11 protein-coding genes are annotated in these 11,814 nt (G+C 59.8%); 4 read left to right on the forward strand and 7 right to left on the reverse strand.

Going from position 1 to position 11,814, the window contains the following annotated elements:
- Positions 1-103: 103 nt before the first annotated feature.
- Positions 104-958 (reverse strand): TatD family hydrolase, encoded by an 855-nt coding sequence (locus tag MHK00_RS07790; protein WP_250411115.1) that lies wholly within the window; start codon positions 956-958, stop codon positions 104-106.
- Here MHK00_RS07790 and MHK00_RS07795 point away from each other — a divergent pair.
- A complete protein-coding gene (locus MHK00_RS07795; RefSeq protein ID WP_250411118.1) occupies positions 957-1,451 on the forward strand; it encodes a GNAT family N-acetyltransferase in 495 nt (164 codons plus the stop codon). The genes MHK00_RS07790 and MHK00_RS07795 overlap by 2 nt on opposite strands.
- A gap of 10 nt (positions 1,452-1,461) precedes the next feature.
- A complete protein-coding gene (locus MHK00_RS07800; RefSeq protein ID WP_250411120.1) occupies positions 1,462-1,962 on the forward strand; it encodes a GNAT family N-acetyltransferase in 501 nt (166 codons plus the stop codon).
- A gap of 127 nt (positions 1,963-2,089) precedes the next feature.
- Here MHK00_RS07800 and metG read toward each other — a convergent pair whose 3' ends face one another.
- The 3 genes from metG to rsmI all read right to left on the reverse strand — a co-directional run bounded on the left by metG (position 2,090) and on the right by rsmI (position 7,034).
- Positions 2,090-3,922, reverse strand: coding sequence for a methionine--tRNA ligase (gene metG / locus MHK00_RS07805; RefSeq protein ID WP_250411122.1), 1,833 nt, complete (start codon positions 3,920-3,922; stop codon positions 2,090-2,092).
- 153 nt (positions 3,923-4,075) lie between these two features.
- On the reverse strand, positions 4,076-5,932 hold the full coding sequence (locus MHK00_RS07810) for a BCCT family transporter (RefSeq protein WP_285439616.1): 1,857 nt from the start codon (positions 5,930-5,932) through the stop codon (positions 4,076-4,078).
- Between the two features lie 247 nt (positions 5,933-6,179).
- The gene (rsmI, locus tag MHK00_RS07815) at positions 6,180-7,034 is read right to left on the reverse strand and encodes a 16S rRNA (cytidine(1402)-2'-O)-methyltransferase (RefSeq protein ID WP_179386236.1); all 855 of its coding nucleotides are present in this window, start codon (positions 7,032-7,034) and stop codon (positions 6,180-6,182) included.
- 24 nt (positions 7,035-7,058) lie between these two features.
- Here rsmI and pmt point away from each other — a divergent pair, with 24 nt between their 5' ends.
- Positions 7,059-8,678: a protein O-mannosyltransferase gene (gene pmt, locus MHK00_RS07820; RefSeq protein WP_250411125.1), complete on the forward strand. Its 1,620-nt coding sequence runs from the start codon at positions 7,059-7,061 to the stop codon at positions 8,676-8,678.
- Positions 8,679-8,695: 17 nt separating this feature from the next.
- Here the strand turns inward: pmt and MHK00_RS07825 are convergent, their stop codons facing one another.
- A complete protein-coding gene (locus tag MHK00_RS07825) occupies positions 8,696-9,397 on the reverse strand; it encodes a zf-HC2 domain-containing protein (protein WP_250411128.1) in 702 nt (233 codons plus the stop codon).
- Complete coding sequence (locus MHK00_RS07830; RefSeq protein ID WP_049379053.1) at positions 9,384-9,797, reverse strand: DoxX family protein; 414 nt, start codon at positions 9,795-9,797, stop codon at positions 9,384-9,386. Before MHK00_RS07830 ends, MHK00_RS07825 begins: the two co-directional genes overlap by 14 nt.
- A 156-nt stretch (positions 9,798-9,953) precedes the next feature.
- On the opposite strand from MHK00_RS07830, the gene MHK00_RS07835 reads away from it, so the two are divergent.
- The gene (locus tag MHK00_RS07835) at positions 9,954-10,670 is read left to right on the forward strand and encodes a DNA-3-methyladenine glycosylase I (protein ID WP_250411131.1); all 717 of its coding nucleotides are present in this window, start codon (positions 9,954-9,956) and stop codon (positions 10,668-10,670) included.
- 14 nt (positions 10,671-10,684) lie between these two features.
- Here MHK00_RS07835 and sepX read toward each other — a convergent pair.
- Positions 10,685-11,814, reverse strand: a 1,130-nt coding sequence (sepX, locus tag MHK00_RS07840) for a divisome protein SepX/GlpR (RefSeq protein ID WP_250411133.1), incomplete at its 5' end; no start/stop codon positions are given.

Genomic DNA, 11,814 nt, shown 5'->3' on the forward strand with positions numbered 1-11,814 from the left:
ACCAATCCACCACACGCCTCACTGGACACACAACCGCCACACTAAGCACCCCCGCAACTTCTGACCAGCGGGTTTTATTTTTGTGAAAACCGTCACCTAGGCATTAGCGCAGGCCGTAAACGCGATCAAAAGTGTCGTTTACCTCCGCTGCTAGCGCCTGCACCGTCTGGTGGCGCACGCGAGCGATGCATTCATATGTGTGCCCGATAAGAGCCGGTTCATTGCGCTGGCCCCGGTAAGGCTCTGGCGTCATATATGGCGCATCGGTTTCCACCAGAAGCTGGCCGGCCGGTGCCTTCGCCGCCGCCTGCCGCAGCTCGGCGTTGCGCTTGAAGGTGACGTTGCCGGCAAAGGACAATACGTAGCCGCGCTCCAAGGCTTCCTCGGCGACTTTCAGCGGCGAGGAAAAGCAGTGCAGCATAACGGTGTCGGGTGAGGGGGCGTCGGCAAGAATGCGCAGCAGGTCCGCATCCGCCTCGCGGTTGTGGATCATCAGCGTCTTGCCATGTCGCACCGCAAGGTCAATATGCCAGCGCAGGGATTCCTCCTGCTGGGCCATGGTCGCGGTGGTCTCCGGCTCGTGCTGCACCCAGTAGGCATCGAGGCCGGTCTCTCCCACTGCTACGCAGCGCGGATCCGCCACCATCTCCTCCAGTGCCACCTTGGTAGGTGCATCCAACTCGTTGGCGCGCACTGGGTGGATGGCACAGGCGGCATAAACATCCGGAAAGGAATGTGCAGTAGCCAGCGCCGCTGCCGATTCACGGCGGTCATCGCCCACCGTCACCATGCGGCTAATACCGGCGGTGCGCGCGCGATTGACCAGCACCTCATCGGTGTCCTTATGAGAAAACAGATGCGTGTGCGCATCGATGAGGCCGCTTAGGCCCGGTGCCGGAACGGGAGTGGGACGTCGCTTCTTTTTAGCCATGTAGGCAATTGTAATATTGGCTGCCATGTTGATCAGACCCGCTGGCCTTGCGGATGTGCCCGCCATGACCGAAACCCTCAACTGGGCCATCGAGCACACCGACGTTATCTTCCGCACCATCCCGGCTACTATCGCCGAGCGCGAGGACTACCTGCGCGGGATCTGGGACGAGGGCTGCCCGTGCTTCATCGCGGAGTCCGATTCTGGCACCTACCTGGGGTGGGCGCTCTACCATCCTTATCGCGATCCGCAGGTGTGGACCGGCTGTTATGAGACCACCATCTATCTCTCCCCTGCCGCTCAGGGCCAGGGCGTCGGCACTGCGTTGCTTGGCGCCTTGGTAGATGCGGCCCGCGCCGATGATAAGGTCCATTCCCTGCTCGCCCTCATCGTTTCCACCAATGCGGCATCGCTAAAGTTGCATGAAAAGTTCGGGTTTGAAAACGTGGGTACTCTTAAAGAGGTTTGCTACAAGTTCGATCACTGGTTGAGCCTCACCCACCTACAACTTCTGGTGTAAAGGAATTTCTATGCATATCCGTCCTGCTGAGCTTGCCGACGCCCCCGCACTCACCGCTATCTACAACGCCGGCTCCGCAGCGAAACCCGCCGCTAACCTGGTCACGTGGCAAGAAGATGTGTCTGACCGCGAAGAGTGGCTCAAGGAGATGTTTAAGGCCGGCTCCCCGGTCTTCGTAGCCGTGCACGATGATGAAGTCATTGGCTGGGCGGCCTACTTCCAGTTCGTCACCCCCGCCATCTATTACGGCACCGTGGAAGATTCCGTCTACATTTCGCCCTCCGCTCAGGGTAAAGGCGTGGGCTCCGAGCTTCTCGACGCCCTCATGGACGTCGCCGCCGACGACGCCTACGTGCAGACGATGATCACCTATATCGTCGATACCAACGAGGGTTCTATCGCCCTGCACAAGAAGTTCGGCTTCACCGAGACCGGCCGCATGCCAAATATCCATACCAAGGATGGCGTCCGCCTCGGCCTGGTGCACCTCCAGCGCGATTTCGAGCGCTAAACCACCCTTCCTGGCAAGGATTCGGGTATTTCGTACTCCTTCCTTCCAGACCGGAATACAGAAACGGCCGCGTTACGCCCTTTTCTCTGTTGGAAAAGAGGCAATAACGCGGCCGTTTTAGGTGCTATTACTTAGTAACAGGCGCCCACTCCGGGCCAGTCTCGCCCAGCTCTGGGTCAAGCTTAGAGATGAGCGGCTTCGGCTTGGCCAAGGCGGTGCCCGGCTCTACCTGGATGCGCTCCCACTTTGCCTGCTGCTGGGTGTAGTCACCCATGATGACCGGATACTCGTGGCCCTCTGGCGGCAAGCCAGCACCGACGAGCTCTACGGGGATATCGTCCTTGACATCGTGGACCTCTGGCTGGGCCGCCCACACGCCGCTACGGCCCAAGGTTTCATGGACCTTCTGCGCGGTAAACGGCAGGTACGGCGTGAGCATGACATTGCAGTCAGAAACCACCTGGAGAGCAGTCCACAGCACGGTAGCCAGACGCTCGCGCTGGGCCTCATCCTTGGCCAACTTCCATGGCTCTTGGTCTGCAATATAAGCGTTGGCTTCGCCGACGACGTGCATGATGGCGGTAATCGCCTGCTTGAACTTGGACTGTTCCAGCAAAGAACCGGCGGTCTCGAAGGTCTCTTCCGCCAGCTGCAGGATTTCCTTATCCTTTTCTTCCAGCGCTGCTGGTGCTGGAACCTCACCGAAGTTCTTAAACGCCATGGAAACAGTGCGGTTGACCAGGTTGCCCCAGCCATTGGCCAGCTCATTATTGATACGACGGACGAATTCATCCCAGGTGAAGTCCGTGTCATTGTTTTCCGGACCGGCCACGGCGATGAAGTAACGCAGGGCATCTGGGCCAAACTCCGCCAAGAAATCCTTGACGTAGATGACAACACCCTTGGAGGAGGAGAACTTGGAGCCAGACATGGTCAAGTACTCAGAGGAGACAATTTCCGTTGGCAAATTCAGCTCGCCGTATTGGTGAAGCTCACCGCCCTTGTTGCCCTTGCCGGCATAGCCCAGAAGCTCGGCCGGCCAGATCTGGGAGTGGAAGGTGATGTTGTCCTTGCCTTGGAAGTAATAGTGGCGTGCCTCCGGGTTCTGCCAGAAGTCTTTCCACGCCTCCGGCTGACCAGTGCGGTATGCCCACTCGATGGAGGAAGACAGGTAACCGATGACCGCATCGAACCACACGTAGAGCTTCTTGGCGTTATTGTCCTGCCAGCCCTCAACGGGGATCGGAATGCCCCAGTCAATATCGCGCGTCATAGTGCGCGGGCGCATATCCTCCAGCAGGTTCAGGGAGAACTTTAAGACGTTGGGGCGCCAGTCCTCACGGGTGGAAAGCCATTTTTGCAGCTCGTCCTTGATGGAGGGCAGATCCAGCAGGAAGTGCTCGGTTTCAATGAACTTTGGGGTCTCGCCGTTGATCTTGGATACGGGGTTGATCAGGTCCACCGGGTCGAGCTGGTTGCCACACTCATCGCACTGGTCACCGCGGGCGCCATCCGCGCCGCAGATGGGGCAAGTGCCCTCAATATAGCGGTCCGGCAGGGTGCGTCCGGTAGACGGCGAAATAGCGCCCTGGGTGGTCTCTTTGAGCATGTAGCCATTGGCATACAGGCCCTTGAAGAGTTCCTGTACCACGGAGTAGTGGTTACGGGTGGTGGTACGAGTAAAGAGATCGTAGGACAGGCCGAGGTTGGCTAGGTCAGTGACGATCTGGCGGTTGTAGCGGTCTGCGAGCTCGCGAACGGACACGCCTTCTTTGTCCGCTTGAACCAATAGCGGAGTGCCGTGCTCGTCCGTACCGGAGACCATGAGTACGTTGCGGCCACGCATTCGCTGGAAACGTGCAAAGACGTCAGAAGGAACACCAAAGCCGGCCACATGACCGATGTGGCGCGGGCCGTTGGCATAGGGCCAGGCAACATTTACTACTACAGACTCAGTCATGGGTTCTACTGTATCGAAGCCGGCTCCTGCCCACACGATTAGGGCAGACATTTACTCCGCAGGTGAACCGCTTTTTCAGAACAAAGCGCCCACCGCTTCCCCACTGCTGAGGAAACGATGGGCGCTATGAAAGCAAACCGTGAAGGGCGCGAATTACTTGCGCTTCATCGGGTGCTTGAGACGCTCGTTGCGGCGCTTCTTGAGTACCTGCGTGCGCTGGTACTCGCGGTGCAGGCGGCGCTCGCGGGCCATCTTGCGCTGGAACTGCTGTGCCTCGCGGTACTCGAGGTAAATAACATCCTCGCTCAAAGCCTTGTAGATGGCGAACATCAGGCCAACGACGATGAACAGGAACGGCAGTGCAGCAACGATGGTGACGTTCTGCAGGTTAGACAGCGCGTCCTCATTAGCCAGGAGCAGGGTCAGGCCTACCAAGGCAGTCAGTGCGCCCCATGCTGCGGATAGCCACGGCTTAGCGGTAGAAGCACCATTTTGGGACATGGAGCCCATCACCGTGGACGCGGAGTCCGCAGAGGTGACGAAGAAGGTAGCCAGAAGGACCGCCGCAACAATACCGGCAACGAAGCCGCCGGGCATGGACTGAAGGAGATTAAACAGCTCTTCCTCAGCAGACTCGCCGGTAATGGATTCGCCGTTTTGCTCCATGTGGATAGCGGTGCCGCCGAAGATAGCGAACCACAGGGTGGATACGCCGGCTGGGATAAGCAGGACGCCGAGGCAGAACTCGCGGACGGAACGACCGCGGGAGATGCGTGCCAGGAACATGCCCACGAATGGGGACCAGGAAACCCACCATGCCCAGTAGAAGATGGTGTAGCCGGACAGCCACTCACCGGCGGCGCCGTTTTCGGACTCGGCCGTGCGGCCAATCATCTCGGTGAAGTAGTTGAGGTAGTTACCGATGGAGCCAGGAATCTGGTTGAGGATGGTAACGGTCGGGCCCAAGATGAACACGAAGATGGCCAGCACTGCGGCGAGGACCATGTTTGCGTTGGAAATGTACTGAATGCCCTTGCCCACGCCGGACATCGCAGACAGGAGGAATGCGAGGGTAAGGACCAGAACGATGCCAATAACCACGGAATTGGTGGGGTTATCGATGATTCCGGATGCCTTCAAGCCGGCCTGAATCTGCAGGGCACCCAGGCCCAGGGAGCAGGCGGTACCGAAGACGGTGGCGAAGATGGACAGGACATCGATGAACTTGCCCACCGCACCATTGGCGTTACGCTCGCCGATAAGCGGCACGAAGGCCTGGCTTAATAGCTGCTTGCGGCCAATGCGGAAGGTGGAGTACGCGATGGCCAAGCCAACGATGGCGTAGACCGCCCAGGGGTGCAGCGTCCAGTGGAACATGGCATAGGCCATGGACGATCCAACGTTGCCAGTGCCCTGGCCTGGGGTGCCGTCACGGTAGTTAGCCAGCGGCTCGGAAGCGCCGTAGAACATCAGGCCAATGCCCATACCGGCGGCGAACATCATGGCAATCCACGATGGCGTGGAAAATTCCGGCTCCTCATTGATGTGGCCCAACTTGATGGAGCCGAACTTGGAGGCGGCAATAAAGACAACGAACACCACGAAGACGGTGCCGAAGAGGATATAGGCCCAACCGAAGTTGTCCACGACCCAGGTCAGGGCCGAAGAGGAGAAGTTGGCAAAGTTGTCCGGGGCGGCCAGGCCCCACACAACGATCGCGGCGACCAGAACTCCGGCGATGCCGACGATGGACCAATCGATTGGCATATTGTCACGATCGGCCGCGATTTCCACCTCAGGATCGTCATAGCGCTCCGGGTGGAAGCCATCGGAGTGAATCATATCCTGAAGCTGGCCGGTGGCAGATTGTGCGTCCAGCTGTTCGTCTACAGTCTGATAATTCTCAATAGGCTGCCCGCTCGAAGAAGCAGAGGCCGGCTGCGCCTGTGCGCCGACCGGTTCCTTTCCTTCTTCTGGCACGCCTGTGCCCATATTTTCCGAGTTTGTCATGAGCTATACAGTGGTGCGGAACTGCTCAATTATCAAACGAAGCACGTAGAAACTTCGCTGCTCAACGCCGTTTCCCAGGGATTTTCCACGATAATTTGAAAGGTTTTTACGCTTCATTTCCCCATGTAAATACCGCTTTAAGCCGCCCACACGCCCGAGCACTATAACAATTCAATTACAAAGCCCCCGTTGGTGAAGCCGTCTACGCGCGCTACGGGGTGTGACGTAATCGAATAAGCGGTGGGGACTAGCCCTCGCGAGCTGCCAAAGCGGCATCATAAAGCTCGCGGTTGGAAACCTCAGTACCTTTGGCTACCTGCTTGCACGCGTCCTTCAGCCGCATCCCCGCCTCCGCTAGCTCGAGCGCCTTGGGCACCAAGTCTGCGGCGGTAGCGGCAGCGGCTGTACCGCCCTCGATCACCACGGTGATCTCTCCCCGAGCACCGTCTACTGCCCACTCGGCAAGCTCACCCAAATTGCCGCGGCGGATTTCCTCATAGGTCTTGGTCAGCTCCCGGCACACCGCGGCCGGGCGGTCGGCGCCGAGAATTTCCGCTGCCTCGGCCAGGGTTTCGGCCACGCGGTGAGGAGATTCGAAGAAGACGATGGCTCGCTTTTCGTTGCGCAGTGACTCCAGCCACGCCTTGCGGGGACCGGGCTTGCGAGGAGGAAAGGCGTCGAAAAGGAAGTGCCCCACGCCCAGGCCCGAAAGCGCCAGGGCCGTCGGCACCGCGGAGGGGCCGGGAAAACAGGTCACGGGAATATCGCGCTCGGCTGCAGCGGACACAAGGGACAGGCCCGGATCAGAAATAATCGGCATTCCGGCATCGGTGACGACGAGGACGGTGCCAGCCGCGGCGGCGTCGATAAGCTGCTGGGCCCGGTCCTTTTCATTGTGGTCAAAATTGGACACCACTCGCCCGGAAATCTCGATCCCTAAGGCCTGGGCCAGATTGCGCACGCGCCGGGTATCTTCGGCCGCGATGACGTCCGCATGCTGCAAGGCATGCATTAAACGCGCGGAGGCATCTCCTACGTTTCCCAGCGGCGTGGCGGCGAGGATTACCCCGCGCGGTAGTGGATCCAGACCTAAAACAGACATGCCTCTAGCATTCCATACTCTCTAATGCGCGGTTGCGCTACGTTGTCGCCTAGACTCAACCAAGTGACTATTGCTACCGCTGCCCCATCGCGCCCCACGCACGACACCGTGGCTCCGCCAGCACCCCGCGCCTATCAGTGGGGCAAGGCTGACTGGATAAGCACTAGCGTCGTCGGCGTCCTTGCACTCATTACCCGCTTTGTCGGCCTTACCGCGCCCGTTTCCAAGGGCACGCCCGTCTTTGATGAAAAGCACTATGTTCCCCAAGCCTGGGACATGGTGCGAAGCTGGGATAACCTTTTTATCGGCGGCATTGAAACCAACCCCGGCTACGGGCTGGTGGTTCACCCACCGCTGGGCAAGCAGATCGTGGCACTTGCCGAATGGGTCTTTGGTTATTCCCCAATGGGCTGGCGTTTTATGACGGCGCTTTTCGGAGCAGCCACCGTGCTCTTGACGATGTCCCTGGCCCGCCGAGTCTCTTCATCCTGGCAGGTAGCAACCCTAGCTGGCCTCATCGCCGTATTTGATGGCGTGCTCTTGGTCTCCTCCAAGTTCGGCATGCTGGATATCTTCCAGGTCTTTTTCGTGGTAGCCGCCGCCTGGGCGCTCGCCCGCGATCATAACCAGATGCGCGAGCGCCTCCACAACGCGTTTGTGAAGGACCGGATGGGCTCGTCCGCCTTCGGCCCGCGCTTTGGATTCCGCTGGTGGCGCCTCCTTGCAGGCGTCTGTCTTGGCCTTTCCCTGGGCGTGAAGTGGTCCGGGCTGTACTTCATCATGTTCTTTGGCCTGATGTCCGTCTTTAGCGACCTTGCCTTGCGCAAGCGCTATGGGGTACGCCGCTATATCCTCGGCACCCTGGTGCGCGATACCCCTGCTGCCTTGGCCTCCCTTGTGCTCGTGCCGGTACTGCTCTACGCCTGGACCTGGCGGGCGTGGTTTTCCTCCGAAACCGCCGTGTACCGCCATGCCAAGGTGGATGGCACCATCGAGGATGGATCGTGGCTGCTGAACCTGCCCGATTCCTTAGCCGGCTGGTTCTACTACCACTCCTCTGTCCTGGAATTCCACGCCAGCCTGACCTCCTCCGGCGGCCATCATCACCCGTGGGATTCCAAGCCTTGGGCCTGGCTCGTTGCCGCCCGCCCGATCTTGTACTACTCCTCCACCGACCTGCAGTGCGGTGATGGCAGTAACGAATGCCGCAAGATGCTCTACCTCTTTGGCACCCCGGCCATCTGGTGGCTGGTCATCCCGGCCGTGCTGTGGGGCCTGTGGTCGCTCATTATTCGCCGCAACCGCGCCTTTCTTATCCCCTTGGTGGGCTTTGCGGCAGGCTTTTTGCCCTGGCTCGCGGCCTTTGACCGCCAGATGTACTTCTTCTACGCCACGGCTTTTATCCCCTTTGTCATCGTGCTTATTGCGTTAGCTTTAGGCCAGCTCATCGGGCATGGCAGGCCTGTGCGGTGGGGATGGCTGAAGAGCTTGGCCGGCGGCCCCGTACGTTGGGGTACCATCGCCGCAGTTTTCTACCTAGCCTTGGTAGTGGCGATGTTCTTCTACTTCTCTCCCATTTTGTACGGCTACAAGATTCCAGATTCCTGGTACCACTCCATGATGTGGCTGCCGAGCTGGACCTAACCGCGCCTGAATGAAGTTTATTGCGGCTGTGCGTTGAGGGACTTCCACCACGCGCGCACGAGGTAGCCCTTTTCTGCCGCCCAGGCCCACGCCAGGCTAATAGTTGCCAGCGCGGTGGCGATAAGGAAATACACCTGCTCAATGGTTACGGTACCCAGCGCTATATCGCGCATGCCAAAGCCGAAGAGGAAGGCAAACATCGTGGCCGATACCGGAAGCAGCCCGGTAACCGCTGCGGGGCGCCAGGCGCTGAAGAATAGGCCGCAGGCCATGCCAAAGCGTACTGCAGCGCCCTCCATCAGCAGGTTGGCTCGCTCCGGATCCGCAGTGGGATCTAGGACCTTCCCTTCCGCGCCCAACGGTACGAGCCCGGAGGCGTGCACGATGAGCACCACTGCCCAGATTGCAAAGATTGCACCCATAACCACCATGGCGGCGCGTGCGACCGTGAGGTTAGCTTGGCGCGCGCTCGAGGTACGCCGCCATTCCGGCTCCACGCCGGCCAAGATGACATCAGAAAGATCCGTGGGCGGCGCCATGCCGGAATCCACGGGCTCCACAAAGCTCAGTGAACGCGATAGCGCAGCCGCCTTGTCACGGAAAGCGCGGCATTCGGCGCAGCTTTCCAGGTGAGTATCGATGACGTCCTGAGATAGATCGGAATCTTCGCCGTCCATGTGCGCGGAGATAGCCGCTTGGACCTGACTATGCGTCAACATTGCTGAGCACCCCGTCCATGCTGGCTCTACCGGAGCCAAAAATTACGATCATCAGCAGGGATAACAGCAATACCAGTGGGTATTCGATTCCACCATCGGCAGCAAAAAGCCCGTGGCCCAGGTGCACGAAATACAGGGCACACCCCATGAGCAATGCGAGTGCCCCGGCGACAAAGGTGGTGAGCAGACCGACAACGAGGAATGCACCGCCGGCCATTTCTCCTATGGCGGCGATATAGCCGGAAAGCTGTGGCTGCGGCACCCCCAGGGCGGAAAATTGCCCCACGGTTTCATCCATGCCGGTCATAAACATCTTGTCCACGCCGTGTGCGATAAAGATTAATCCGAGGACCGCTCGAAAAATAAGCAGTGCGGCATCGCGTACGGCAGGTCTATTCATGCTGAACAGATTACCCTGAACCCCTCACCCGATGCGAAGGCAATGGACTACACCCATGCTCCTGGGAAATTCGCCCTTTGGTGGGGGAAGGAAAAGAACTCGGCCGCGCGGGCTGTTTCAATGGGAACCACGCACAAAAGATAAAAGGAGAACACCATGAGCGAACCAACTACGCAGTCCGAAGAGCGCACCACCTTGGTCTATGACGATGATGGCCTGGGCCGCCCGCCTTGGGCGATGTCCTCGCCGATGTTAAAGGAGTATTACGACACCGAATGGGGCCTGCCCATTTTCGATGAAGCTGCACTTTACGAGCGCTTGAGCCTCGAATCTTTCCAGTCCGGCCTGTCCTGGGCGGTGGTGCTCAAGAAGCGCGAGGCCTTCCGTGCGGCCTTTTGCAACTTCGATCCGGACAAGGTCGCCCAATTCGGCGAGGCAGACGTGGAGCGGTTGCTTGGCGACGCCTCCATTATCCGCAACGAAACCAAAATCCGCGCCGCGATTAATAACGCCAAGGCGACCATCGCTCTGCGCGAGGAAGGCGGGCTCGCGGAGTTCATTTGGGCCTACCAACCTCCGGAGAACCTCTACCCCACCGTGATGGAAGATATTCCGAAAAAGAGCTACGAGTCCAAGCTCATGTCCCGCGAACTCAAGAAGAAGGGCTTTCGCTTCGTTGGCCCGGTTACCTGTTTCGCACTCATGGAGGCCATCGGCATGATTGATACACACCTTATCGGCTCCCATCGCCGCGGTACCTCCGGGGTGTGGCTGGAGAGCGGCGTGCCGAATTATGGCCTAGCGCAGGAATACAACGCGCTCGCGAACTCGCAGACCGCGAGCGCCGACGAGCTTCACGGTGCTGCTAGCTAGGCTGCCACATGCGCTTATCCAGCGCGGCGGGCCGCTAGGTCATCGCGACGGCCATAACCATCGGGCCCGGCGTGCGGGCCGTCAAAGTCGCCGTCCTCACCATCGCTATAGCTCAGCGGAAGGTGCACGAAGTCCGGGCTCTCATCGTCGATTTCCACAACCACGGCGCCTGGGCGGCGCAGATTGCGCGGAATCTTTAGCTCTTCATCCTCGGCGTTGCGCACGCCCAAACGGGCGCGGCGCAGGTGGCGCACACGGCGGCGCATCAGTGCCTGTTCCTGGCGTACCTGAGAGCGAAGGGCGATCAAGTAGGCCACGGTGAGCACGCCAGCGACGGCAGCCAACCACCAAGTCCAGCCACCGACCACAATGCCCAGGGCTACCGTGAGCACCACGGCCACGGCAAGCCCCAGCAGGGTGCGCTGACGGCGCTGGTAGCGCGTTGCAGACTTTTCCTTTTCCGCTACCGGATCCCAGCCACCGCGGCCCAAGCGACGCTGGGCGAACTCGACCTCGTCCTCGGACAAGTCGGTATCCATGCCGGCTTCGTCTGCTTCCTTGGCAGCCGCGAGCTCCTCGGATCCCTCGGCCTCGTCTACCTCGTCCGCGCCGGCAGGATCTACGGAGTCATCCTCATTGACCTCGGCCTTGTCTACGGCGCCCGGGTACATGAGGTCTACCGGCGAGGTATAGGTTTCGTCGTAGGCATAAGCATCGCTCGCCACGCTAGAGACAGCTGGGGCGCTAAAGACCTCAGCCTCGGCGGCGGCAACATCGGAGGTTTTGTCCTCAGTGGACTCGTCCGCGGCGTCGTCCTCGTCCTCCAGGAGCACATCGTCGACGTCGTCCGCCTCTGCGGTATTGGCTTCCTTGTCCGCATCAGCCTGCTGAGAGGCAGGAACCGCAGCTGCCTGTGGCTCGACTGCAGACGAGTCTTCTTCTGCAACCGCTTCTTCCACCAATTCGCCGTCGATGGTTTCTGCCCGCTCCGTGGAATCTTCACCAGCGGTGGAGGTGGAAGCGCCGGTAAACGCTCGGCTACCGCTGCCGAAGGGCTGGGACTTGGCCCGGCGTGCGGCACCGGCAATCGTTACGGAGCGCGACGAGGACTTGGTGGCCTCGGTATCGGATTCACTGTCGGCAG

Source organism: Corynebacterium tuberculostearicum, from assembly GCF_022347385.1.
Classification (GTDB): Bacteria; Actinomycetota; Actinomycetes; order Mycobacteriales; family Mycobacteriaceae; genus Corynebacterium; species Corynebacterium tuberculostearicum_M.